This is a genomic window from Urinicoccus timonensis, from assembly GCF_900232945.1.
GTDB classification, from domain to species: domain Bacteria; phylum Bacillota; class Clostridia; order Tissierellales; family Peptoniphilaceae; genus Urinicoccus; species Urinicoccus timonensis.
The window spans coordinates 52,286-78,184 of record NZ_OCTU01000001.1; the positions used below are offsets into that span (position 1 = coordinate 52,286).

Genomic DNA, 25,899 nt, shown 5'->3' on the forward strand with positions numbered 1-25,899 from the left:
TGAATATATGAAAAATCCGATAATTGGAATATTGGGAGGAAGTGGAAATATTGGTTCAAAATGTGTAGAAATTATAAGTGAGATATATCCTTTATATGCTACCTACAAGAACAATAAAAAACAAGATACAGAAAATCGCACCTATGTACAGATGGACATAAAAGATTTGGGTAAAGTCGCTGAATTTTGTAATCAAGTCGATATTTTGATAAATTGTGCTGGAGCATCATATAAAAATGGAGAAAAGATAGCTAAAATAGCAAGTGAATGCAATATTCCATATATAGATCCATCAGGTGAATCATTTTTAGAGGATAAAATAAAAGAAGAACTAGATAACAACATATTTGTTTTATCTTCGGGATATTTCCCTGGATTAAGTGGAATTATGGCAAGTTATGCTTGTAGTTGTTTAAAAAATGTTGATTCTATTTCAGGTTTTAATGTAAGTGAAGAAATTCCCAGTAAATCAGCAATTGAAGACTTTGTTTTAACAAATTTATCTGGGTTTGGAAAAGCGTTATATTATTACAAAAATGGTGAGCTTGTATATGAAGATGGAATTAAATTTGTAAATGTTAATGGTGATATTTATAAGCTATCAAACTATATTACCAAAGAATTTTTAAGAGTAGCAGAAAAATTTAATGTTAACACTGCAAATTGGTTTAATCAAATTTATGACGATAAAGTTATTCGAAAAATGCAGGAAATAGTATTAAAATCTGATAAATTTGAGGGTAGTTATAGTAAAGATATAGATAATATAATTTCATTTTTTAAAGCAAATGTTTCTAAAAATAATTTTAACAAGCTAATAATTTCTGCGAAAAATTCTATGGAAAACATTGAGATTGAAGTAGAAAGTAAAGAAAGCAGTACAATGAGTGCTGTAATTTGTTCTAATCTTGTTAAGAAAATCCTGGAGAAAAATTATAAAAATGGGCTATATTATTCAATGGATATTTTAGACTTTAAAGATATAGAAAGGGATTTGATATTGAAAAATGTTAAAGTAAATATCAAAAAAGAAAAAAAGGAATATGAGGAGGGTGTGTTATAAATGAAGATAGTGGGTGATTTAAACAATCCTAAAATTATGCTAGTTCATGGTGCTGGCTTTTATTGGGAAAATTGTTTTAGGGAAATAATAGAATCTTTAAAATCAAGTTATTGCATTCTATTACCTGTTTTACCAGGTCATAGTAATATCAATGAAGAACCAATTAAATCTGTAGAACAAGTTGCTGCAAGGATAATAAAGGAAATTAAAGATTTAAGAGTTGATAATATTGAACTAGCATATGGTATATCTTTAGGAGCCAGTATTGTTCTTGAAACGATATTGTGTGGAGAAGTTAACATAAAAAAAGTAATCCTAGATGGTGGTCAATATATAAATATGGGAGAAAATATTGAATTATTTTCAAATATAATGTCAAAACAATTTATTGGATTATTAGAAAATAATCATCTTCAAAAAGAAATCAGAGATAACATGGGATATGATGAAAACGACATTGAAGTATTAAAACCAATGTTATTTAAGTCCATAAGTAATGAAACTTTATACAGTACATTTAAAGCTGCATATAGTTATGATATAACAAATAAAAATTCTGACAAATTAGCTACGAAAGACATATCTGTTTCTTTTGGAAGTAGAGAAATATACGCAAAAGATTCTTTAAATTATTTAGAAAAGTTAATAAAAAAAGAATTAGAAGTAGAAGAAATAAAAGATATGGGGCATTCAGAAGCTTTAAGTAAGCATCCAGAAATAATAATTGAGATGATAAAGAGTAGAATTAAATGAGTTGATTATCATAAAAATATGGTATAATATTCAAAGATACCGACATATGTGTCTTTAAGGAGGTGGTAGTATTTCTAGAGTGCGAATGAATGTTAAAGATAGATTGGATCAAATAAAAAAAGCATCAATAGCTGTATTTTTAAAAAAAGGATTTAGAAATACCGTTATGAATGACATTATGGAAGCTACTGGGCTTTCTAGAGGTGGCTTGTATCATCATTATGGTTCTACCTATGAAATTTTATACGACATTATGGTAGAAGGAAATAAATACAGAGAGAAGATAATCTATGATGAGATGAATAAAACAAGTCAGGATTTTAGCGAAGTTTTATCTGAGATTATTTTAGAAAAAATGCTATATCAGAGTGACTATGTTTCAATTTATGCAATGTTTTTGCAGGAATTAAATCATGACGATAAGTTAAAAGACTTATATAAGAAACTAAAAAAATCATCATCTGATAGTATTCTAATGTTATTTGATGAAGATGTAAGAGGTGAATTAAGTGAAGCTATCGAATTAATAACTGATTTGATTAACACATTTATTCTAGGTTGTGAAGTTCTAAATGCAAGAGAAAATTTTGTGAAGAACAAACTTGCATTAAAAAAAATGATACGAATTATCTTAGATAATAATGCTAAGTAGATCTTAGGGTTTACTCAGAAAGAAAAAACATATCTTAAATTGGAGGTTTATATGAAATTAAAAGATATCGTACAAGTTACAATTTTTACAGTAGTGGCGTTTATATTAAACATGGCTGTATCAACAGCAACAGGAATGTTAGGAACTTTATCCTTATATATAGCGGCAGGATTTTCTTCCTTTGTAGTAGCTCCGCCATTTATAATTATGGCTAAAAAATTACAAAAAAGAGGAATAGCTTTTATATTTTTCATGTTGCTGGGTGTATTTTATGCATTAAGTGGATATTGGCCAATGCTTATAGTAAATGCCATCGCAGCTATTGTAGCAGAATTAATTATAGGTAACTATAAAAATGATAATAGAGTTGCCTTAGCATTATCTGCTGGAATGTTTGTTATTTCAATGCATGCAATGACATTTGTAAGATTACTTGGACCAGAAAAAATTGTTGAAGTTTTTAGCGTATTTACAAAAGAACAGGCTGCCTTTATGGATGCCTTTTTTACACCAAAGGCAATGCTAATCTCAATAGGCATTAATATCGTTTTGGTATTAATAGCAGGAAGATTTGGATTATATATAAATAATAAGTTTTTTAAAAAGAGTAAAAAATCAGGAATATTGTAATGGAAAACATAAGGAGAGATGACAACTGTCTTGTAAATCCTATAATCTTATTTGTTTTAATTTTAGCGTTTTCGATTATATTATTTATAACAGATGATATTGGCTACTATATTATGATAGGAATATCAATGTTTCTAACCTTAACTTTTTCCTTAAAACAATTTATTAAACAACTAGCAACAGTTCTTATCTTGTTAATTGTTGGCAAAACATTAACTATTATAGACTTAGGAATAGGTGGAAATGCAATTTTAGGTCTTGTAGAAATCGTATTAAAACTCTTTCCGATATTTATTATTGGCGGTATTCTTGTGAATACATCACCACTTAAAATGATGAGTTCACTTAAGTTTTTACACATTCCAAATGTGTTTGCTCTAAGCATAGTGATAGGAATGAAGTTTATATCAGAGATGGGGTTAAGGATTAAAGAAATAAAGAATGGCATGAAGGTAAGGGGGCTAAGATTAAGTCCCCTCCATCCTGTTAGGTCTTTTGAACTTTACTTCATCCCTCTTATCTATAAATGTTTGCAAGTGAGTGAAACTTTGACTTCATCTATTATATCTAAAGGAGCAGAATATAGAGGGGAAAGGACTAATTATCATAAAATAACTTTTAAATTTTTTGATATCGTATTCTTACTTTTAGCTATTTTCTTATTGTGGAGGTCAATATGAATGTAATAGAAGCAGATATTAAAAAATTCTCTTATGACGGAAATGATAAGGTAATTTTAAAAGATATAGAGCTAAATATTAAAGAAGGGGAACTTGTTGTTATAAGTGGTTTATCTGGTTGTGGAAAAACTACTCTAACAAGAATATTAAATGGTTTAATTCCGAATCATTATCAAGGACAATTGTATGGACAAGTATCTATTTTAGGAAAAAATATTTCGCAATATAACAACGGAGAATTGGCAAAGTATATAGGAAATGTTTTTCAAAATCCAACAGATCAGTTTTTCGCAAATATTGTTGAGGATGAGCTTGCCTTTGTTGGAGAAAATTTAGGAATGGAGCTTTCAGAATTAAAGAAAAGAGTTGATGACTCTTTGAGTGTGATGGGAATTGAAAATTTAAAATATAGAAATATCAATTCTTTATCAGGTGGACAAAAGCAAAAAGTTGCTATCTCATCTACTCTTGTTTATGATACTAAAATAATTTTCTTTGATGAACCATCATCAAATTTAGACTATAGGGGAATAGTCGAACTTAAGAATATTCTTGAAAAATTAAAATCATTAGGAAAAACGATAATAATATCTGAGCATAGATTGTTCTATTTAAATGATTTATATGATCGTTTTTTGTATATGAAAGATGGTAAAATCGAAAAAGTTTTTAAAAAAGGTGAATTAACAGAAAAGGATTGTAAAAATTACTCTCTAAGAACAACGAATTATAATTTTTTGCTATCTGAAAATATTGATAATTGCAAAAATGTAGTTGAGGAGATAAGAGGAGTTGGTATTTCTATTGGTAAAAAAGAATTAATAAAAAATTTAAATATAAGCTTATATGAAAATGAGATAATGGCGATTATAGGTAAAAATGGAGTAGGTAAAACGACTCTTGCAAGATCCTTAGCTGGTTTATTAAACTTTAAAGGCAAGACAAGCTTTGGGAGAAATAAAAAAGAAAGATTAAGAAACTCTTATTATATGATGCAAGATGTAGAATACCAAATATTTTTTGATACGGTGGAAAATGAGCTTTTACAAAAAGATAGAATTAATGACGTTGTATATTTAAATAGACTTAGAAACGAATTAAAACATATTGACCTTTGGGAAAATAGGTATGACCATCCACAAAATCTATCTGGTGGACAAAAACAAAGACTTGCACTATTAACTGCTTGTTTAAGTGGTAGAAAACTAATAATTCTTGATGAACCTACGTCAGGTTTAGATTACAAGAGGATGAATGATATTTCTGAAATAATAAAAAGATATTCAAAAATATATCCTTTTGCCATAATAACTCATGATATAGAACTTATTTTTAAAGTTTGTAATTCTGTGTTAATGCTTGAAGAAGATGGATATAAGAAAGTATATGTTCAAGGACATGAAAAAGATATTTTGAAATTTATTAAAGATGGACTGATTGTGTAAGGAGTTGATTTTTTGAAACAAGATATGAAAGAACAATTATTAAGCAAAAGACCTATAGACCTACTTTTTCAATTATCTATCCCTGCTGTAATAGGAATGATAGTAATAGGTCTTTATCCACTTATGGATGGAATTTTTGCAGGAAATATTATAGGGCAAACTGCAATGACAGCTTGTGGTGTCGCTATGCCACTTACTTTTTTCAATAGCGGAGTATCTACCCTAATTGGTGTAGGGTCAGCATCGGTTTTATCAAGAGCTATAGGAAAGAGCGACCAAAAAACAGTTGATAAAATTATGGGGAATTTAATCTTTTGGGTTATTCTATTCTCAGCTATTATCACAGTAGGTGGGATTCTACTTGCACCACATTTTTTAGATATGGTTGGAGCAAGTGGAGAAATTAAAGAATATGGTATCAGATATTTACGAGTAATTTTTATTGGTTCTTTATTTGTAAACTTTACTCAATCAGCAAACATGGTTATGCGTGGAGAAGGATTAATGAAAAAAGCAATGCTCATTATGGGGCTAGGGGCTTTTTTAAACATAATTCTTGATCCCATTCTAATGAAATTAATGGGAAAATATGCAATTGAAGGAGCTGCACTTGCAACTATTACAGCACAATTTGTCCAAGCAGCCATTACGTTACATTATTTCAAAAACAAGAGTAAAGTTGTAAAAATAAATAAAATAAAGTCTGAGCCAGAAGTAAAAAAAGAAATGTTTGCTGTCGGAACATCTGCCATGATGATGCAAGTTTTATTTATGATTCAGCAGACCATGCTTTACAAAATGTCCTTTAAATATGGAGGAGATACAAATGCTATCTTAATGGCAGCAACTTTAAGAATATATGCCTTTTCCTTTATTCCACTTTGGGGAATGAGTCAAGGCTTGCAACCTGTTGTTGGTACAAACTTTGGAGCAAAAAGATATGACAGGGTAAAGGAGGCAATGAAGGTATTCTCCATTGGAGGACTTGTTCTTGCAGCCATATTTTGGCTACCAGTCTTATTATTTTCAAAAAACATCCTTTCCCTATTTGGAGTAGAAGAAAGTATTATAACTCAGGGAGTAGGAAACTTTAGACTATTCTATTCTATATTTATCTTATATGGAGTAATGGTTATGTCTATAACATTCTTCCAAGCAATAGGAAATGCTAAAAAGGCAGGCATAATCGTCATGCTAAGACAATTATTTTTATTCGTTCCTGCCATGATTATTCTACCAATGACATTTGGAGTTAAGGCAGTATGGTTTGCTGAACCTCTTGTAGATTTAATTATGATTTTAGCTGGAATAGCAATGATGATTGGAGAGCTTAATAGAATGCCCTCTGAAATAAAAAAAATATAATAAACTATTTAAAAATATTACTAAAGGAGGTTTTAAAGTGAATTTAGTAAAAGAATATGTAAATAAAAGAAAAGGCTCATATTTTATGTCAATCTTACTGGCAATAATTGGAGTAGTGGCTGGGCTTTTTTCTTATATATACATGGCGAAAATTATTGTGAATTTGATTAATGGCATAAGGGATATTAGCTTATATACTCCACTATGCATAAATATTTTAATAACATTTGTTATTAAAGAAGTGGCAGCAGGAATATCAACAAGTATTTCCCATACCGCAACTTTTAACTCATTAGGAGAAATCAGAAATGATATTTCTAAGAAACTTTTCAAGATGCCATTGGGAGATGTACTATCAAGATCATCTGGAGAATTAAAAAATATTATAGTTGAGCAAGTTGATTCTATGGAAACATCCCTTGCCCACTTAGTGCCAGAATTTACGGCAAATTTAGTAGGACCTATTCTATTGTTTATTTACATGTTTACACTAGATTGGCGTTTAACTTTATTATCACTAATTCCATTTGTGGTAGGAATGTCTATTATGATGTCTGTTATGAATGCTCATTATAAGGAAATGTTTGGAAAGTCAGTTGCAATTGGTCAACATATGAATAATTCCATTGTTGAGTATATAAATGGGATAGAAGTAATAAAGACCTTTAATCAAAGCGAATCATCTTATAAAAAATATGCTGATGCAGTTTATGACAATGCAAGCTTTTATTATAACTGGATGGGTGAATCTATGAATAGGGTTGCCATAGGTAGATTACTTTCTCCTATGGGAATTATTACCATCATACCCTTTGGGATTTTATTTTATATAAATGGAAGTATTGATTTAGGAAATTTAATTACCTTAATCGTCTTATCCTTTGCTACGGTTTCTAGCATTTTAAAAATCATGAACTATATGGACGACATGTCAAGAATATCAACTATAACTTCTGAAATAGGGAAGATTTTAGATTCAAGAGAGTTAGAAAATATCGACAAGGGAGAAAAAATAGAATCCTATAATATAGAACTTCAAGACGTAGACTTTTCTTACGATGGAAAAAATAAGGTTATAGATAATCTTTCTATGGAAATAAAAGAATCTTCTGTTTCAGCCCTCGTTGGTCCTTCTGGGTCAGGCAAGTCCACAATAGCAAAACTTATTGCTGGGTTTTGGAATGTAGATAATGGATCTATTAAAATTGGCGGAGTAGAAACAAAAGATGTGTCGCTCGAAAACTTGTCTTCACTTATTTCTTTTGTATCCCAAGACAATTTCCTCTTTGATATGACTATAAAGGAAAATATTAGGCTTGGAAATAAGAATGCCTCTGACGAAGAAATTATAGATGTATGTAAAAAATCTGCCTGCCATGATTTTATTATGAATCTATCTAATGGTTATGATACAAGAGTTGGCGAAGGTGGAGGTCATCTATCTGGAGGAGAAAGACAAAGAATATCTATTGCTCGTGCCATGCTAAAAAATGCACCAATCGTAATTTTAGATGAAGCAACTTCTTATATAGATCCCGAAAATGAAGCTCTCATACAAAACGCCTTGGCAAATCTAGTTAAGGGTAAAACTTTAATCATAATCGCTCATAGGTTAAAGACAATTGTTGATGCAGATAAGATATTTGTTATTAAAGATGGTAAATTGGATTCTTATGGAAATCATAAAGAACTATTAAAGTCATCAGAGCTTTATAAGGAAATGGTTGCTGCCAATGTAAGGGGTGATGAAAATGCTTAAGGTGTTTAAAAAGATATGGAATTTTTCTAAGGAAGAACAAGCAAATATTAAAAAATCTATTCTGGCTGGATTCTTTCATGCAGTCTTTAATGCTCTACAATTTGGTGCAATTTACTATATGTTGGTAAATATTTTCTCTAAAACTTTAGACTATAAGGCTATCTTTGTTTGTCTTGGAATATTAGTTATATCCCTTGTTGGAAAAATAATGACACAAAAATCATCACAAATGGCACAAACACACGCTGGATATTTTATGGCAGCTCACAAGAGAATAGAAATAGGAGAAAAGATAAAAAGAGTTCCTATGGGGTTCTTTTCAAGCTTTTCACTAGGAAGATTAACTACTATTGCTACATCTTCACTTTCCCAAGCAGAAATGTGGGTGCCTATGCTTTTGGTTCTTGTACTTGGTGGAGTTTTAAATACTTTAGTCTTTGTCCTTGGAACTTTAATTTTTAATGTAAAGGTAGGACTGGTTGCTGTAGCAGGTGTGGTAGTATTTTTCATCGTTACATCAATGATGGAGAAAAAATCATCAGCTAATGCAGACAAAATGACAGAAACACAAACAAGACTTACAAAAGAAGTATTAGCAACTTTACAAGGAATGCAGGTTATAAAATCCTATAATCTTGGTGGAGAAAATAACAGAGCTTTGAGAAAGTCTATAAAAGATACATCAAATATACTTTTAGATTTAGAAATATCTGTAGCACCTTACACAGTTATCCAAAGAATTGTAATGGGAATAACAACAGTAGCTATGGTCTATGTATCATTAAAATTAAATTTATCTGGTGAACTTCCACTTGCTGAAACAATTCTTATGATTATGGCATCCTTTATTATCTTTGAAGGCTTAATCGGGGCAGGATCAAACATGGCAATCCTAAGAGCTTGCGAAAATGCTATAGATTCTGTAGGTTTTATCGACTCTATGCCTGATATGAGAGAAGGAAGTATTACAGAGTCTATAAAAAATCATGATATAGTCTTTAAAAATGTCAGCTTTTCTTATGATGATAGACCAATTTTAAAAAATGTATCAGCAGAGATAAAAGAAAATACTATGACTGCCATTGTCGGCCCATCTGGATCTGGTAAGACAACATTTTGTAATCTCATAGCGAGATTTTGGGATGTAAATTCTGGCGAAATTTTAATAGGTGGAAAAAATATAAAAGACTATAAGATAGAAAACTTAATGAATTCTATTTCTATGGTATTTCAAGATGTATATCTATTTGAAGATACAATTGAAAATAATATAAAATTTGGAAAACAAAATGCAAGCCATGAAGAAGTAGTTCAGGCTGCTAAAAAAGCAAGATGTCATGAATTTATAGAAGCTTTACCAGAAGGCTATGACACTATCATCGGAGAAGGTGGAGCAAGTCTATCTGGTGGAGAAAAACAAAGAATTTCCATTGCAAGAGCTATGCTAAAAGATGCAGACATAATTATCTTTGATGAGGCAACTGCAAATATAGATCCAGAAAATGAAGATAAACTTAAAGAAGCAATAGAATCATTAACAAAAAATAAGACGGTAATTATGATTGCCCACAGACTAAAGACAATTAGAAATGCTGACCAGATTTTAGTCTTAAAAGATGGAGAAATAGTAGAACGTGGAAATCATGAAGAACTGATTAAAAATAATGGACTTTATTCTGACCTTATAAATGCAAAAGCTAAGGCAGAATCATGGAAGTTAAATAATTAATAGAAAGAAATATTTAAAGTCTTTGAACAGGAAAAACATTTAGAGCAGGTGGACAAGAAAAATCACTTGCTCTTTTTTTTCGTCACTAAATCAAGATGGGAATTTTAAAGATAATCTAGAAGATGAAAATGTTGATGTAGAAAAAGTTGTCGCAACACAAATGATGATTGAAGCATAAAAAATGTATCAACCCTTACCCTTTTATCAGGATTTAGGTTGATACACAAAATTATTTACAGACCCCGTTAATCGTATATTAAGTTATTCTTCTAATTTTTTAGTATCATCTTCTAATTCCAAGAATTTATCAAAATCACTTTTGTAGAGTCTATCTTGTATAATTCTATATTTTTCAAACTCACTTTCTGCGTGCTTTTTTGCAAGAGCTGCAGATACTTTTCCTGAATCGTTTAGAATTTCTTTATCCCATAATTGCAAAAATCCATTTCATCTTTTTTCCCAATCTTCCATAGTCATAGGGATATGTCTTTCTGCTTGCAGTTCTGCCATGTCCAAATATGATGAAACAATTCTTTGCATTTGATTTAATTCTTCTTCGTTTAGATAATTTTTTGCAACGACTACATCATATTTATGAATTTTTGAATCTGGTGATCCTTCCCAAGTAGTAAGTCCCATATTTTTAGTTTTGTGATTGGCTCTATCTACAATTAATTCAGCTGCAGTTTTTCCATGAATTGCATAGTGCAATTTATTTTGAATAGCGGCAAAAAATCTTTTTGTTGCTTTTGCAGATGGATCATAGTCTAAAGATGTGGCATAAATATCTGTGATTTTTTGATAGAATCTTCTCTCAGATAATCTAATCTCACGAATTTTTACAAGTAATTTTTCGAAATAATCCTTGGTAAGTTTTGTACCAGAATTCTTGAGCCTTTCATCATCCATTGCCCAACCTTTAATTGTAAAATCTTTTACAATTTGGTTTGCCCACTTTCTAAATTGGACTGCACGTTCGTTATTTACTTTAAAGCCTACTGCAATAATTGCTTGTAGGTTGTAGTGTTTTGTTTCCCTTGAAACATTTCTAGAACCTTCTTTTTGAACTATTAGGAAATTCCTAATAGTTGCTTCTTCTTGTAATTCACTATCGGCATAGATTTTTTTAAGATGTTCATTTATTGTGGCTACACTAACATCATAAAGAGCTGCCATCATCTTTTGAGTAAGCCAAATATTTTCATCTTCATATCTAATTTCGATAGCTTCCCCATCATCACCATTAGCTGCAATAAAAGTCAAGTATTCAGCAGCGGAAGATCTGATTTGAAGTTCTTTTTTATCATGATTTTCATCTTTATTTTTATCCATTTCTTTACTCATAATTTCCTCCAAGTATAAATTTCATTCTACCTTTAAACACTGGAATACTAATCAAGAATACAATTACATAATGTATAAAGGAATTTATCATCATACTTTTTGTGATTGGTAATTGATGATAAGTTTGACCTATTATTTTAAAAGCGGCTAGAGTGTTTGTTATAAAATCAAGTGCCAACCATAGAGCGACTGATGATCCTATAAAAGCAATTATATAGTTTAAAAGTTTACTGATTTTTGGTAGCTTTTGATTTATTAAGACTAGCAATATTCCATAAATTATTACTACTGTGATTGAAAGGGGAATAGCTAATTTGTTATCTAACTTATCTTTTATGGATATATAAAATCCTAAACCTACAACTATAAAATCAATTAAAAATGCTGAGATTTTTACAGAGTAGGTAGAGATGAGATAGTAGAAAACTATTCCAGAAAGGATTAATAAAAAATATCCTGCAATAAAAATTCCCATAGAGTCTCCTAATAATAATCATCATGTTCAGGGCGATAGTTTTTGAGAAAATCTCCCTGAGGAGTATTAACATTAATTGGTTTATTAAACTTGCCCATTTTTGCTAACTCAGAAATTTTTAGATTTAGTAAATTTATATCTACACCTAACTTTCCAGCGATTTCATAATCACAAACTTGATCATTGATGTTATCTAGGACATCTTCATCACTAATTAATAAATGAGCTGCAAAAATATTAGCTTCAGTTTCAAATTTATTTGTAGGGTTTAGCACTGTTTGGTCATGAAAAGCTCCACCACTCATACAATAATCTCTGTGTAGTTGATCGTGACCTAATTCATGTGCTAATATAGTCTTTCTATTAAAATTTGTGTTGCTACTGATAAAAATAAATCTGTTCCTTTGAATATAATGGTACATTCCTAAAAGTATTTCTGTTTTAGGTAGATATACCAGGTTAATATTCAAAGCTTCTATTAATTCGATAGGATCTCGTGTCTTATATTTTTTTATAAGTCGATTAACCTTATCATATATATAGCGATTCATACTCATAAAATCACCTAATCTTTTTTCTTACGACCGTATTTCTTATTTTCTCTTTTAGCCTCCCAATAAGCACGAGTAATAGCTTCAAAAGCAGCATCTTTATCTTCATCAGAAATTTCTCCACCTGCAAATAAAGAGCTTAGACCTTCAGTTAATGCTCTAGCTTTTTCTAATTCTCTTTTGCCACCCATGTTATAAACTCGATTTAAAAACTCGTCACTTTCTTCTAGAAGATAATTGTAATCACAGTCCATAACTTCAGCTATTTTTTTGTAAACCTCGACATCTCTTGGGTATCTTTCTCCGTCTTCATAATGTACAAGAGTTCTTGTACTTATTCCTATCATTTTTGCAAAATCTGCTTGACTTAACTTTTCTTTTTCACGAAATTCCTTTAATCTATCCGCAAAAGCCATAACTTTAACCTCCTGTACTAATGTGCATTTATAACTTTTAATACGAACAATAGTGCTTGAATTATTTTTCAATTTGAGATATAATACAAACTGAACTTATATTCATATTATAGCACAAACATTCAGGATTGTAAATAAATTGTATTGGGGTGATTAGATTGAGAATAAGTAAAACTTTAAAGAATATAATGAACATGTATGTAGATAGCAACTTGAAATTTGAAGAGATTAGTTCAGCTGCAAAACTTATTTTAAGTTTATATAGACAAGTTACCTGGGCAGTAGATAGCAGGGCAAATTTTATGATGTTTGAGAGTAAAGAAAACTATGGATCAACTTCAGAATCTGCTTACTTGTATCTTTCTACATTTGCTCCAGAAAAAGTTGAAGAAAAGTTTAATAACAGAGTAGCCAATGTAATGGATAGCAAGCTTATGCTTTTAATAATTTATGACGCTTGTGTCAGGCTAAAAGTATATCCAGAGTATGGAGAAATCTATCATAAGATTATTTATAACTACTACATTTCTGAAAAAAAGATTACTGATGAAGCTTGTATGAGAAGTATGTCTTTAGAGAGAACTGTTTATTATCAAAGAAAGAAGGAAGCAATTGCATTGGTAGGTGTAATAATTTGGGGATATACTTTACCGACTGCTATTAGCCAACTTAAAGACGGTCGTAGCATTGAAGAAATAATGAACATCTAAGAAATTAATTTATGACGAACTTATTGCGTACTATTTCCGAATGAAAAAAGTACCATATACGAATTTTATGTGTACTTAAGTGCATATATAATATCCATGATGGGTGGTTTGCACCTAAATTTAATATTGGCATTTATTGACTGAAAGAATTTATTTTCTTTCGGTCTTTTTTTATGCCCAGGAGAATATATGCATAGAATTAGAAGTCCTCCTTGTGTGAATTTCATTTTCAAACAAAAGAAATTCATGCGGGCAAGGAGGAAAAATTAATGGACAAAGAATATTATTTATTTGTAGAAGGAAAGAAAGTATTTGTTAGCAAGGAAGTATATCTTGCTTATCATAGTGAATTGAACAAAGAGAAATATCAAACGAGAAGAGACAGGTTAAATAACTGTTTCTTTTTTTGTTCCTATGATCATGATGGTAATTTTGAAGAAAATTTAGAAGATCTGGAATTTGATGTTGAAAAAATTATCGAAACAAAGGAAATGATTGAAGAAGTAAGAAGAGCTATTTCTAAACTCAATCCTGTTGAAAGGGATTTGATAGAAAGTCTTTTTTATAAAGAAGAAACAATTAGAGAAGTAGCTGCTAAACTGAATATTTCTCATCCAGCCGTTATTAAAAGGCGTAATAAAGTCTTAGAAAAACTAAAAGAAATGCTAGAAGACTTTTAGATGACAGTTACCAAGAGGGTCTGATTTTCACTGTTACTTATGCAGTGGGAATTGGATCTTTTTATTTATCCAAATTTATTTTTGAAAATTGGTTACCAAGAAAGACTTCTTTTCACTGTTAAGTATAAGAGGGTAATTTTAAACAATTTTGTTTCATCAAGATAAGTATTTTCTGATGGTCAAATTTAAAAAAAGATTAATAACTCTCGATAAATTTTGAACCTTAACAATTGAATAGACCAAGACAAGACGTTAATCATTTTTGGAGCGTGATAACCTATCCGCCAAGATCTTTCTGCTGAATAATTCGGCAAAACAAGTACTGCTAAGCTAAAAGCAAGGGAAGAAGAAAGGGAGCGATAAGTAAGAGTTTGAATATAGGGAGGGATACCCTATTCGCTATGAAGAAAATGAGGATAATGATACTTCTAAGGTTGAAGCCGGCTCATCCTGAATAGAGGCGGAGGTGAGATTCCTATGTTGCTAATCCAAGGCACTTGTCAATGTCAAAAAACTTTAATTTTATATTGTGAGGTAAAACCTATGAATACAAAAGAAAAGAAGAAATATAAACCTAAAGAGCAAATATCAAAAGAAGATTATTCTAAAAAAATTACTTACACTCAAAGTGATAAAGAGTCCCTCGACTTACTAGATATTGTAGAACTTTATTTATGTAGAGCTTGTATAAGACTATAAGCTGGGGTGCTGACTTAAAAACTTGGGTGCGGTAAAATATAAGTGGTAGAAGAACTCCTTAATGACTATTTGCCCAAATACAAATTAAGGAGGTTTTGTGATGGAAAAATTTGCTTGTATGTATCTTCGTTTATCGAGAGAGGATGGAGATAGCACAGAAAGTAACTCTATTTCAAATCAAAGACAGATTATCAAATCATATGCAAGGGACAATGATTTTAAAGTTGTTGCTGAATATGTAGATGATGGCTTTTCAGGATCTAATTTTGACAGACCAAAATTCAAGAAGATGATTCAAGATCTTGAAGAAAAGAAGTTCAAAACAATTATTGTGAAGGACTTATCCCGTTTTGGGAGAGATTATATCGAATCAGGTAAATATCTACAAAAGATATTTCCAGAAAAAGGTATAAGATTTATATCCGTAAACGATAACTATGATAGTGAAAATGCAGATGTAAGCGATACACATCTAATTCTTCCTATAAGAAACTTTATTAATGATTCTTATTGTAGGGATATTTCAATGAAGGTTAAATCTTCAAAAGAGATTAAAAGAAAGAATGGTGAATTTATTGGTGCATTTGCTCCTTTTGGTTATAAGAAGGATAGCAAAAACAAACATAAGTTAGTCGTTGATACAGAAGTTTCACACATAATTGAAAGAATCTTCAATATGAAGATAGACGGTTATTCATCTAAAGCCATTGCAGATTTTTTAAATAGCATAGGTTGTGTAACACCATCTAAGCATAAAGAAAATTCTGGCGATAATCATACTACTGGTTTTATTGTTAAAGACTCTAAATGGGACGCAAAAATGGTCAATAGGATTATTACAAACAAGGTCTATATAGGAGTGCTTGAACAAGGGAAAACTAGAAAACTAAATTACAAGTCTAAGAGAGAAGTAGAAGTAAATGAAGAAGATTGGATTGTAATAAACGACTCACATAAGCCTATTATTTCAAAAAGCATTTATGCTTTGGCTAATAAGATGATGCTTCGAGATGTAAAACAATCGGCAGATATACCACATATTTTATCAGGAATGCTTTATTGCAAAGATTGTGGGTCTTCAATGGTTAGAAGAAAGGTTAAGTCCAAGAATGGATATAATATTTTTTATATTTGTTCTCATTATAATAACAAAGGAGATTGCACAAGACATAGTATAAAAGAAGACTATCTAATGGATATGACTCTTTTTGCACTTAAAGATTATTTAAAAAAATATAATGAACTACTAAGTCAAGTTAATAAGTTAGATGTATCAAAAGTTACATTTAATATTGACTTTGAAAGCTTAAACTCAGAAAAAAGAAAGTATGAAAGACTTAGACAATCTTTATATATGGACTTAGAAGACGAACTTATAACTTCTGAAGAGTTTGAAAGGTTCAGAAAAAATTATCTTATTAAGATCAGGGAAATAGAGAAACAAATTGCTACAAAGAAAAATATACTTGCCAACTTGCAAGAAAAGATGAAAAACAAGGACAGTTTGCTTTCTGAAATTGTTCCCACTGATTTAAGTAGCCTAAATAGGCTAACAATCGTATCTTTTATAGATAGGATTGAGATTGGAGAAAACAATGAGATTAATTTTGTCTTCAATAATTTGGAAACAGTTAACTTACTGAAGACTCTTATAAAAGAAGAAAGTGAAAGTAAGTCCGATGTAAAGAAGAATTTGATTTCAATAAATAAGGTCTTTGGAAATGCTCTTGAAAACAAGACTCCAATGCAATTAGTTGGAGGTGTTTTATAATGGCAAGAACTTCCAAAAGATATATTGAAAAGAAAAGTGAAAAGACAGAAAGAAAAGTCTTTAAGGCCGGAATTTATACAAGACTATCTAACGAAAGAACAGAAGAGTGGAGAGAAAAATCATACTCAATAGAAACTCAAATCCTATCTTGTAAAGAATATGCATTAAAAGAAAATATAGATGTTTTAGAAGTTTACACTGACTATGAATATAGTGGGACAAACTTTGAAAGACCATCATTTCAGAATATGATGCAAGATATTAGGGATAGAAGAATCAATTGCATTATTATCAGAGATTTATCAAGACTTGGAAGAGAATATCTCGAAATGGGAAGATTGATTGATAAAGTTTTTCCATTTTTAGGTGTTAGATTTATTTCAGTTAATGATAAATTGGATACAGTCAAAGAAACAGATTCAAAGAAATCTTTTGAGGTTACTCTTAAAAATATTATCAACGATATGTATGCTAAGGATATTTCAGTTAAGATAAAAACCTCAAAACACAACAGAGCAAGAAACGGATACTTTATTGGATCTGTTCCACCTTACGGGTATAAGATTAAAAAATCTAAAGAAGGTCAAAAACTTGTAATCGATGAGAATGTTAGATTTATCGTAGAAGAGATGTTTGATTTAACTCTTCAAGGCAAAAGCCAATATGAAGTCGCAAAGCATTTTAATGAAAAGGGATATGCTCCTGGAATGATTTATTATAAAACTGGGAGAATTTACAGAGAAGACGATGATCCTGAATGGAATAAAGGGACAATTTCTAAAATGCTTACAAACCCAGCTTATACGGGGACTTTAGTACAAGGAGTTAAGCAACAAAATCTAGCAAAAGGAATTAAACAACATTTTGTAGATGAAAGTCAGTATATAATTTGTGAGAATGCACATGAAGCAATCATTTCTAAGGAAGTTCACGAAAGAATCTTACGAGAAAGACGAGAGAGAAAGAAAAATCATGTTTTCAGTTCGCCAATGCACAATTTTGAAAATAGGGACTATGAGAACAGGTTTAAAGGTCTTGTAATCAATAATAATACTGGCAAAGAACTTAATAGAAGAACGCGTATCTATGGTAAGAATAGAGATAGACTTTACTATTCATTTCAGAACGAAAGATTTAGCGGAAGTATAAAACCCGAAAAATCAGTATTCATCATGGAAAGAGATTTAGATCAGGCTATTAGTGATAAAATTTCTGAATTTATTATGAAGACAACTAGCAAGACAAAATTTGTTAATCGAATTAAAGCTAGATTTAATAAAGCGATAGATACTTTTAAGAAAGACATAGAAAATCTTAAAAGAAAAAATCTAAATGAAGAAAATATCATTCAAAGAGCATATGAAGAATATAGCCTAGGTAAGATTGATAGAGATGAGTATTTATTAAGAAGAGAGATTGCTCAAAGTCATATGGCTACATTTGATAACGAGATTTCAGCAATTGAAGTTAATATCTCAAAGCTTAAAAAAGAAAGATTAAAATCAACAAAATGGATAAATGATTTATATGCTTCAAAGAATTTGGAAAAGCTACCTGGTGATTTAATCCATAGCTTAATTGAAAAAATAATAGTTTATGATAAACACGAATTTGAAATAGTCTTTAAATTCAATATAGATAATTTGGTAGGAGGAACAGACGATGAGTAAGATTGCTCTTTATATTAGATTATCCGTTGAAGATATGATAAAGACTGATGAGAGTGAAAGTATCATAAACCAAAGAGCATATCTAAACGATTATCTCGACAAGAATGAAGAATTTAAGATCTTCACAAGAGAAGAATATGTCGATGATGGATATTCTGGAACAAATGAAAATAGACCAGCCTTTCAAAGAATGCTGGAAGATGTAAAGAAAAATAATATCCAGACGATAATTGTAAAAGACTTGTCCAGATTTATGAGAGATTATATAACCCTTGGAGATTACCTTGAAAATATATTTCCATTCCTAGGAGTAAGATTCATTGCCATAAATGATGGCTATGATAGCAACAAAGAAAAAGGAAATGGAACAGATTTAGATATTCAATTTAAGGGACTATTATATGATTTCTACACAAAAGATATTTCTGAAAAGGTAAAGTCATCTATGACTACACTTAAGAAACAAGGAAAATTTTTAGCTTGGAGTCCACCATTGGGATATATGAAAGATCCTAATGACAGACATAAAATCATAGTTGATGAAGAAACAGCTTGGATAGTAAAGGAGATTTTCAAACTTGCACTTGATGGTATATCTTCAAGAAATATAGCTAAGATATTAAATGAAGAAAAAATTCCGACACCATCAAAAAGAAAGAGCGAATTAACCAATCTTGACTTTGAATATTCAATAATTAGAACTGCGAAAAAACCTAGACCAACATGGACTAATGGCAATGTAATAGATGTATTAGCAAATGAAAATTATACTGGAACTTACACTTTTAATATGCAAGATAAGTCAGTGTTAAATCCCTCTTCTTTTAAATTCAAACCAAAAGAAGAATGGGGAAGAGTTGAGAATAACCATGAAGCTATTATATCTAAAGAAGACTTTGAAAAAGTTCAGAAGATTAAGGAGAAGAATCTATTTATGAAAGGTAAAAACACCGATTATGAATGGAGGAAAAAATCTCCACTACAAGGTTTTGCAAAATGTCCAACTTGTAATCACATTCTAGGATGTACTCAATCAAAAAGAAAACGACAAGATGGAACTATAAGGGTTCACACATATTTTACTTGTAGGATATGTAAGTGTAATAATGTAAAACATAAGAACTCAAGAGCAGGAAGCCTTGAAGAGCAAGTATTTGAAGCAATAAAGGAAAAATATGGTTTAGAAGATCCAATCAAGGATGAGAAAGTAAAAGTTAAACCTATGGAAAAATCTATCGAAGATCTTGAAGCTAAGAAAATGCAAAATTTTGAGAAGTATAAATTAGGCAAGATGAATAGACAAAAATTCATTGACTCTAAAAATTTGATAGATGAAGAAATACAAGCAATAAAAGAAAAAATACAAAAAGCAAAAGAAGAAAAAGAAGTAATAGACAACACTAAACTTACCAGAGAATTGATGGAGAAATATATAGACTCAGTATTCTGTGAAGGAAATGAAGTGTTGAACATAATATGGAAGTAGCAAAGGGAGTGATCAATCACTCTCTTTTAAATTACATAACTATAAACCCTTTTTTGTCATAAGCTTGACATGAGAGGGCTTGGTAGGCCTGGAAGGGGACGGCTTCATAGGCAAAGTCCTGACAGAAACTTTCAAAAAGGGCCCGGTCACTCCGGGGGGATAGGGCACAATAGGCTATCTTATGGACCCGGTCCAGGACCATGGATCCGGTTCCTTCAAGATAGGCTGATTTTTTTCCATTTTCCCGGTAGTCGGTCTTTCGGTAGATGGAGCCTTGGGGGAGGTCCCTTAAGAGGAGGTCCTCCAGCTGGGGCAAAAACTTATCCACTTCCGCCTGACGGTTTTTGGCAAACATGGGATAGATGGCCAGGTGGCCTCCAGCATGGGTAGAAAACCAATTGTTGGGGAAGATAGAGTCCGGGGTCCTTGGGTTGGGGGAATCCTTAAAAACATGGACCTGGACTCCCCGGTCTCTCAGGGCCTGGACATAGGTCTTAAATTCTTCCAGGGCTTGTTTTTGGACCTGGTCTAGGGGCTTTTGGTCCTGGTGTTGGTAGAGGTTGTTGACGGCAGTTTCCTGGTTAAAGGCAAAGCAAGAGGGCTCCACCATTAAAACTTCATGGCTTGCTTGTTTTCTCTTCATAATTTCTCCTAAAAAAAGACCCCTGGCCTAGGCCAAGGGTCTTTGCCTTTTATTTCATTGAGGCTTCGTAAATATCTTGGATGGATGCTTCCAAGGTCTTGGTAAATTCTTCATCGCTTTGTTGCTTGGATAGGCCTTCGGTTAGACCTCTGGAGAAGGAGGCAATGACATTTTCATTTTTAGCCAGCTTGTCATTGGCTTCTTCCCGGCTATAGCCACCGGATAGGGCAACAACTCTTAAAACTCTAGGATGCTTGGTTAGTTCTTGGTATAGGTTTGGAATGTTGGGAAGGGTTAATTTTAAGAGGACATCTTGTCCTTCTTCCAATTGGTCTAGGTGTTTTTTCAGTTCCTTGACCAAGAGGGCTTCACATTTTTCTTTTTCTGGAGAGTCAATGGAAACTTCTGGCTCTACAATGGGAACAAGACCCTTTTTAATGATTTGACGGGCTAGATCAAATTGTTGGTCTACAATGCCTACAATGGCTTCTTCGTTGTAGGATTGGATAACGCTGCGCATCTTGGTTCCGAAGATGTGTTTTTCAATAGCCTTGTCTAAAAGGGCATCCAGACCTGGGTTGGGCTTCATTCTTTGGACGCCATTTTCAAGGTCGGCAAGGCCCTTGTCTATTTTCAAGAAAGGAACAATGTGTTTTTCTTCCCACAAGTAGTCAGCTGTTGGCTTGCCTTGGATTTCAGAATCCATGGTCCGTTCAAAGAGAATGGCTCCTAGAATATGATCCTTGGTAAAGGCGGGGTTGGTAATAATCCGGGTCCGCATTTGGTGGACCAGGTCAAACATTTCCTCTTCATTGGAATAGGCATCTTCCAAAACGCCATAGCGTTTCAAGGCAGTGGGGGTGCTTCCTCCACTTTGGTCTAAAGCGGCGATAAAGCCCCTACCATTTTTTATTTGGTCCTTCATTTCTTGGTTCATGAATACATCCTTTCTTTGTTCACATTTTTTTCTTATATACCCAAACGGCAAGTTCTTAAGCAAGTCAGAAGACAGCGATGTGGCCATCGGTTCGTTTTTCTGTACCTCCGCAGTAGATGCCGTTTTCTAAACGTAAAATAATTTGCCCCCGACCCATGGCATAGGAGTCCTTGGCTAGGCTCAGGTCATGGCCCCGGTCTATGAGATTTTTCATAAGTTGGGGAGGGAAGTCACTTTCAACTTCCAAGGTCTTTCCCCCTAGCCACTGCCAACGAGGACAGTCCAAGGCTGCTTGGGGGTTGAGGCCCTTGTCGATTAGATTGGACAGGACTTGGACGTGGCCTTGGGGCTGCATAAAGGCCCCCATAACGCCAAAGCTAGCCACTGCTTGTCCATCTTTTGTAATAAATCCTGGAATAATGGTGTGGTAGGACCTCTTTCTGGGCCCCAGGCAATTGGGGTGGTTGGGGTTCAGGACGAAATTTGCCGCCCGGTTGTTGTAGCTGATACTAAAATCTGGATGGACTAGGCCCGAGCCAAAGCCATCGTAGTTGGATTGGATTAGGCTTACCATGGTGCCTTCCTGGTCAGCAGCCGTTAAATAAACGGTAGAGGGACTGGAAGGAAGACAGGAAAAGTCCTGGGCCTGGTCTGTGAGCATTGTAGACAAGTCCTTGAGATAGCTGGGACTTAAGAGGTCCTGGCAGGGCCGGGGCAAAAAGTCCGGATCACAGACATAGTCTCTTGCTAGGGACATGGCCAACTTGGTGGCTTCAATTTGCCGGTGTAAAAAGTCCTCTTCCTGGCCCACTGGGGCTTGGTTTAAAACCCCCAAGGCCATAAGGACACTAATGCCATGGCCGTTGGGAGGAAGCTCGTGGATCTTATATCCCCGATAGTTGGTGGAGAGGGGGTCTGTCCAAAAGCAGTGGTAGTTTTTGTAGTCCTCAAAATCCACCAGGCCCCCCTGGTCCTGTATGTATTGGGCAGAACCACGGGCCAGGCTTCCCTCGTAAAATTCCCCTCTTTGGGTCTTGGAAATGAGGTCCAAGGTCTGGGCCAAGCCAGTATTTTTATAAATTTCACCGGCCTTGGGGGCCTCTTGCTTAGACCCGTAAAGGTCAAAAAGAGGGGCTAGGTCCATATCCAAACCCCGGTATTTTTCAAATTCCTTCTCCCAAAGGACGGAGATGGTTTCTGATACCGGATAGCCCTCTCGGGCATAGGAGATAGCCGGTTGAAAGACTTCTTGGAAGGGAAGCCTACCAAAACGCTGGGATAGGGCAATCCACCCATCTACCGCCCCGCCAATATTAATGGACAAAGGCCCAAAACTTGGGACCTGGTCATAGCCTAGGTCCTGGTAAGTTTGCCAGCTTGCCCTTCCAGGAGCATAACCTGAGGCATTGAGGCCATGGAGCCTTCCATCCTTGTAGACCAAGGCAAAAAGGTCTGACCCCAAGCCATTGCAAGTAGGCTCCAAAACCGTCATGGCCACAGCCATGGCCAGGGCAGCATCTACAGCATTTCCTCCGGCCCTTAAAATATCCAGGCCCACTTGGGAGGTCAAGGGGTTGGAAGAAGCGGTCATGGCCCGGCCGTAGACCACAGGACGCCGGGAGGGATAGGGGTAGACATGTGGGTTAAAATCCATTGTAACCTCCTTTAAAATATACCATTGAATCCCTCTTGTGACAAGGATTTACAGGTTGAAATTCAAGCAGTGGTTGACAGCCTTGTGCCAACGGTTTAGGCCCAAGTGTCTCTGTTCTGGAGACAGACCAGGGAGAAATTCTCGGTCTTTTTGCCAAATTTTTTTCGTGTCGGCCAAGTTTTTAAAATAGCCAGACCCCAGGCCTGCCATGAGAAAGGCTCCCAGGGCTGTTGTTTCCGTACACTGGGGTCTTAGGACAGGAATCTGCAAGAGGTCTGCCTGGGTCTGCATGAGGAAGTTGTTGTTGGAAGCGCCTCCATCTACCTTTAAGAGCTTTCTCTTTAAGCCGCTGTCCTCCTGCATGGCTTGGACCACATCATGGGTTAGGTAGGCAATGGACTCCAAGGTAGCCCGAACCAGGTGGTTTTTGTTGACCCCCCGGCTAAGGCCGAAAATACTCCCCCGACAATAGGGGTTCCAATAGGGGGCTCCCAGGCCGGTAAAGGCGGGAACCACGATGGCCCCATTGGTGTCTGGGACAGAAAGAGCCATTTCTTCCGATTCCTCGGAATGGGCCATAAAGCCCATTTGGTCTCGGAGCCATTGGACAGCAGATCCTGCCACAAAGATGGACCCCTCCAGGGCATAGGAAGTTTGACCCTTGATGTCCCAGGCAATGGAGGTTAAGAGGCCATTCTTAGAGATAATGGGATCTGGGCCCGTATTCATCAAGACAAAGGCCCCGGTGCCATAGGTGGCCTTGGCCTCTCCGGCTTCCAGGCAGGATTGGCCAAAAAGGGCCGCCTGCTGGTCCCCCAAGACCCCGGTAATGGGAAGGGAATGGCCCAGGAAGGAGGAGGAAGTCGATCCGAAATAGCCGGCGGAAGGGCAGACTTCCGGCAGGATTTCCCTGGGAATATCCAAGAGGTCTAAAAGTTCTTGGTCCCAGGTCTTACTGTGAATATTAAAGAGCATGGTCCGGCAGGCATTGGATACATCGGTCTTATGGATTTGCCCCTCACTTAATTGGTACATGAGGTAGGAGTCCACCGTTCCAAAGGCGATTTCTCCTTTTTTGGCCCGGTCTCTCAGGTCGGGAATCTTATCCAGGAGGTATTTAATTTTTGTTGCGGAAAAATAAGCATCCACAACCAGACCGGTTTTTTCTAAAATCATATCCACATAGCCAGCCTCTTTTAAGGCATCGGCTAAGGGAGCCGTCCGGCGGCACTGCCAAACAATAGCATTGTGGACAGGAAGACCCGTTTTTCGGTCCCACAAAATAGTGGTTTCTCTTTGGTTGGTGATCCCGATAGACTCCAGGTCTTCAGCTCCAAGAGAAGCCTTGGCCAAGGCCTCTGCAGCCACTCCCGACATGGTGGAGTAGATGTCAATGGGATTTTGCTCCACCCAACCTGGTTGGGGAAAGTATTGGGGGAACTCCTTTTGAGCCATGGAGACGACCTGGCCGCTTTCGTCGAAGATAAGGGCCCGGTTGCTGGTGGTGCCAGCATCTAGGGCTAAGAAATATGCCAATTCAATCAGTCCTTTCCCCTTTATTGTACCACAGACCCGACCTGGTAGTGAAAAAAATAGCCCCTAGGAAGGCTAACGACAAGAAGCTGGCTGTGGTATAATACTAAAAAGGTGATAGAATGATTTATTTAGACCATGCAGCCACAACTCCTCTTGATGAGGAAGTTTTAAGGCTTTATATCCAAGAACTAAAAGAAGACTACGGCAATCCCTCCAGCCTCTACCGGCTGGGGAAAAAGGCCAGTCGAAAACTCCGCCAGGCCCGGGAAGATATTGCCGAAATTTTTGGCCTGGAGGACCGGAATATCTACTTTACTTCCGGAGCTACGGAATCCAACAACTGGGCCCTATGGAGCCAGTCCTTGGCCCATAGAAAGGCCTTTGGCCAGGACGAAATTGTCACCAGCAGCCTGGAGCACCCTGCTGTGGTAAAGACCCTGGACTACCTCAAGACCCTGGGCTTTAAGATAATAGAAGTAGCCCCCAGGAATGGAAACATCCAGGTCCAAGACTTCCTGGAAGCTACAAACCAAAAGACCTGTGGTTGGATTTGTATGGCCGTTAACAATGAAACTGGGTCCATCCTGCCTGTGACCCAACTGGGCCAAGAAGCCAAGGATCGGAATATTTACTTCCACATCGATGGAGTCCAAGCCATGGCCCTGGAGGAAGTGGACCTAAAGTCCACCTACTATACCAGCCTAACCTGCTCAGGCCACAAGGTCTATGGCCCCAAGGGCATGGGCTTTTTAGCCACAAAAAACCTCAAGGCCCCCCTCATGGCCTACCACCGGGGAGGGAGCCAAGAATTTAACCTAAGGGCAGGAACAGTAGATGTGCCGGGAGCCCAAGCCCTGGCCAAGGCCCTGGAGATGGCCTATAGAAGAAGCCAAGAAGACCAGGCCCACTGCCAGGCCCTAAAAGAAGCCTGTATCCAGGGCTTAAGCCAAGGAGGTTTGGACTTTGCAGTCAACCACCTGGCCCAGGAATCTCCAAAGATCCTAAACCTCTGGATCAAGGGCGTCCCGGCCCAAGAATTATTGATGAAATTGGACATGGAGGATATCTATGTATCAGCAGGGTCTGCCTGCTCTGCAGGAGCCCTGGGCCCCAGTCGGGTCATTGAAAGCATCTACCCCCAAGACCCCAACAGGGGCTTGGAAAGTATCCGTCTGTCCTTTGGAAGAGAAAATACCCTAGAAGAAATAGACCAGCTGGTCCAAGCCCTGGTTAAAGCTTAAAGGAGATAAA

The 25,899-nt window shown here is 34.9% G+C and carries 25 protein-coding genes and 1 pseudogene; 17 read left to right on the forward strand and 9 right to left on the reverse strand.

All coding sequences use genetic code 11. The annotated features are described in order from the left end of the window. Window positions 1–7 precede the first annotated feature (7 nt). The 10 genes and pseudogenes from CS898_RS00160 to CS898_RS09925 form a co-directional block, all read left to right on the forward strand. Window positions 8–1,063, forward strand: coding sequence for a Rossmann-fold NAD(P)-binding domain-containing protein (locus CS898_RS00160; RefSeq protein WP_099207687.1), 1,056 nt, complete (start codon window positions 8–10; stop codon window positions 1,061–1,063). Continuing rightward, window positions 1,064–1,816, forward strand: a complete 753-nt coding sequence (locus CS898_RS00165; protein WP_002838924.1) for an alpha/beta fold hydrolase — start codon at window positions 1,064–1,066, stop codon at window positions 1,814–1,816. 85 nt (window positions 1,817–1,901) lie between these two features. Beyond that, window positions 1,902–2,468, forward strand: coding sequence for a TetR/AcrR family transcriptional regulator (locus tag CS898_RS00170; protein WP_099207688.1), 567 nt, complete (start codon window positions 1,902–1,904; stop codon window positions 2,466–2,468). Between the two features lie 51 nt (window positions 2,469–2,519). Further along, window positions 2,520–3,098 (forward strand): MptD family putative ECF transporter S component, encoded by a 579-nt coding sequence (locus CS898_RS00175; protein ID WP_005956598.1) that lies wholly within the window; start codon window positions 2,520–2,522, stop codon window positions 3,096–3,098. Next, the gene (locus CS898_RS00180; protein WP_012291072.1) at window positions 3,098–3,778 is read left to right on the forward strand and encodes an energy-coupling factor transporter transmembrane component T family protein; all 681 of its coding nucleotides are present in this window, start codon (window positions 3,098–3,100) and stop codon (window positions 3,776–3,778) included. Before CS898_RS00175 ends, CS898_RS00180 begins: the two co-directional genes overlap by 1 nt. After that, window positions 3,775–5,223 (forward strand): ABC transporter ATP-binding protein, encoded by a 1,449-nt coding sequence (locus CS898_RS00185; RefSeq protein WP_099207689.1) that lies wholly within the window; start codon window positions 3,775–3,777, stop codon window positions 5,221–5,223. Before CS898_RS00180 ends, CS898_RS00185 begins: the two co-directional genes overlap by 4 nt. Window positions 5,224–5,235: 12 nt before the next feature. Next, window positions 5,236–6,588: an MATE family efflux transporter gene (locus tag CS898_RS00190; protein ID WP_099207690.1), complete on the forward strand. Its 1,353-nt coding sequence runs from the start codon at window positions 5,236–5,238 to the stop codon at window positions 6,586–6,588. Between the two features lie 37 nt (window positions 6,589–6,625). Further along, window positions 6,626–8,347: an ABC transporter ATP-binding protein gene (locus CS898_RS00195; RefSeq protein WP_099207691.1), complete on the forward strand. Its 1,722-nt coding sequence runs from the start codon at window positions 6,626–6,628 to the stop codon at window positions 8,345–8,347. Further along, the gene (locus CS898_RS00200) at window positions 8,340–10,076 is read left to right on the forward strand and encodes an ABC transporter ATP-binding protein (protein WP_099207692.1); all 1,737 of its coding nucleotides are present in this window, start codon (window positions 8,340–8,342) and stop codon (window positions 10,074–10,076) included. The genes CS898_RS00195 and CS898_RS00200 overlap by 8 nt, the downstream gene beginning before the upstream one ends. 9 nt (window positions 10,077–10,085) lie before the next feature. Continuing rightward, a pseudogene (locus tag CS898_RS09925) lies at window positions 10,086–10,251 on the forward strand (sigma-70 family RNA polymerase sigma factor); the annotation flags it as partial. 86 nt (window positions 10,252–10,337) lie between these two features. Here the strand turns inward: CS898_RS09925 and CS898_RS10205 are convergent. Genes CS898_RS10205 through CS898_RS00220 form a run of 5 tightly spaced genes read right to left on the reverse strand, consistent with a single transcriptional unit; the run spans window position 10,338 to window position 12,862 of the window. Beyond that, on the reverse strand, window positions 10,338–10,514 hold the full coding sequence (locus CS898_RS10205) for a hypothetical protein (RefSeq protein WP_234975981.1): 177 nt from the start codon (window positions 10,512–10,514) through the stop codon (window positions 10,338–10,340). A gap of 9 nt (window positions 10,515–10,523) precedes the next feature. After that, window positions 10,524–11,420 carry a virulence RhuM family protein gene (locus CS898_RS00205; RefSeq protein WP_234975982.1) on the reverse strand — a complete coding sequence of 299 codons (897 nt, stop codon included), beginning with the start codon at window positions 11,418–11,420 and terminating at the stop codon, window positions 10,524–10,526. After that, window positions 11,413–11,895: a ligand-gated ion channel gene (locus CS898_RS00210; protein WP_099207693.1), complete on the reverse strand. Its 483-nt coding sequence runs from the start codon at window positions 11,893–11,895 to the stop codon at window positions 11,413–11,415. The genes CS898_RS00205 and CS898_RS00210 overlap by 8 nt, the downstream gene beginning before the upstream one ends. A gap of 8 nt (window positions 11,896–11,903) precedes the next feature. After that, window positions 11,904–12,452 (reverse strand): ImmA/IrrE family metallo-endopeptidase, encoded by a 549-nt coding sequence (locus tag CS898_RS00215; protein ID WP_099207694.1) that lies wholly within the window; start codon window positions 12,450–12,452, stop codon window positions 11,904–11,906. A gap of 8 nt (window positions 12,453–12,460) precedes the next feature. Further along, window positions 12,461–12,862, reverse strand: a complete 402-nt coding sequence (locus CS898_RS00220; RefSeq protein ID WP_004026815.1) for a helix-turn-helix domain-containing protein — start codon at window positions 12,860–12,862, stop codon at window positions 12,461–12,463. A gap of 188 nt (window positions 12,863–13,050) precedes the next feature. On the opposite strand from CS898_RS00220, the gene CS898_RS00225 reads away from it, so the two are divergent. From CS898_RS00225 to CS898_RS00250, 6 genes are all read left to right on the forward strand, one after another. Next, window positions 13,051–13,572 (forward strand): hypothetical protein, encoded by a 522-nt coding sequence (locus tag CS898_RS00225; protein ID WP_306345819.1) that lies wholly within the window; start codon window positions 13,051–13,053, stop codon window positions 13,570–13,572. A gap of 269 nt (window positions 13,573–13,841) precedes the next feature. Next, window positions 13,842–14,252: a sigma-70 family RNA polymerase sigma factor gene (locus tag CS898_RS00230; protein WP_099207695.1), complete on the forward strand. Its 411-nt coding sequence runs from the start codon at window positions 13,842–13,844 to the stop codon at window positions 14,250–14,252. A 477-nt stretch (window positions 14,253–14,729) separates the two neighbouring features. Further along, window positions 14,730–14,951: a hypothetical protein gene (locus CS898_RS09850; protein ID WP_000924587.1), complete on the forward strand. Its 222-nt coding sequence runs from the start codon at window positions 14,730–14,732 to the stop codon at window positions 14,949–14,951. Window positions 14,952–15,051: 100 nt separating this feature from the next. After that, window positions 15,052–16,722 (forward strand): recombinase family protein, encoded by a 1,671-nt coding sequence (locus tag CS898_RS00240; RefSeq protein ID WP_099207696.1) that lies wholly within the window; start codon window positions 15,052–15,054, stop codon window positions 16,720–16,722. After that, window positions 16,722–18,392 (forward strand): recombinase family protein, encoded by a 1,671-nt coding sequence (locus CS898_RS00245; protein WP_099207697.1) that lies wholly within the window; start codon window positions 16,722–16,724, stop codon window positions 18,390–18,392. The genes CS898_RS00240 and CS898_RS00245 overlap by 1 nt, the downstream gene beginning before the upstream one ends. Further along, complete coding sequence (locus CS898_RS00250; RefSeq protein WP_099207698.1) at window positions 18,385–19,878, forward strand: recombinase family protein; 1,494 nt, start codon at window positions 18,385–18,387, stop codon at window positions 19,876–19,878. Before CS898_RS00245 ends, CS898_RS00250 begins: the two co-directional genes overlap by 8 nt. A 31-nt stretch (window positions 19,879–19,909) precedes the next feature. Here CS898_RS00250 and CS898_RS00255 read toward each other — a convergent pair whose 3' ends face one another. The 4 genes from CS898_RS00255 to glpK all read right to left on the reverse strand — a co-directional run bounded on the left by CS898_RS00255 (window position 19,910) and on the right by glpK (window position 24,648). Continuing rightward, complete coding sequence (locus CS898_RS00255; RefSeq protein ID WP_099207699.1) at window positions 19,910–20,521, reverse strand: arginine deiminase-related protein; 612 nt, start codon at window positions 20,519–20,521, stop codon at window positions 19,910–19,912. Window positions 20,522–20,570: 49 nt separating this feature from the next. After that, window positions 20,571–21,458 (reverse strand): fructose bisphosphate aldolase, encoded by an 888-nt coding sequence (locus CS898_RS00260; protein WP_009431580.1) that lies wholly within the window; start codon window positions 21,456–21,458, stop codon window positions 20,571–20,573. Window positions 21,459–21,522: 64 nt separating this feature from the next. Continuing rightward, window positions 21,523–23,112 carry a gamma-glutamyltransferase family protein gene (locus CS898_RS00265; RefSeq protein WP_099207700.1) on the reverse strand — a complete coding sequence of 530 codons (1,590 nt, stop codon included), beginning with the start codon at window positions 23,110–23,112 and terminating at the stop codon, window positions 21,523–21,525. Window positions 23,113–23,160: 48 nt separating this feature from the next. Then, the gene (gene glpK / locus CS898_RS00270) at window positions 23,161–24,648 is read right to left on the reverse strand and encodes a glycerol kinase GlpK (RefSeq protein WP_009431895.1); all 1,488 of its coding nucleotides are present in this window, start codon (window positions 24,646–24,648) and stop codon (window positions 23,161–23,163) included. 119 nt (window positions 24,649–24,767) lie between these two features. Between glpK and CS898_RS00275 the strand changes: the two genes are divergently transcribed. Then, on the forward strand, window positions 24,768–25,889 hold the full coding sequence (locus tag CS898_RS00275) for a cysteine desulfurase family protein (protein WP_099207701.1): 1,122 nt from the start codon (window positions 24,768–24,770) through the stop codon (window positions 25,887–25,889). Window positions 25,890–25,899 lie beyond the last annotated feature (10 nt).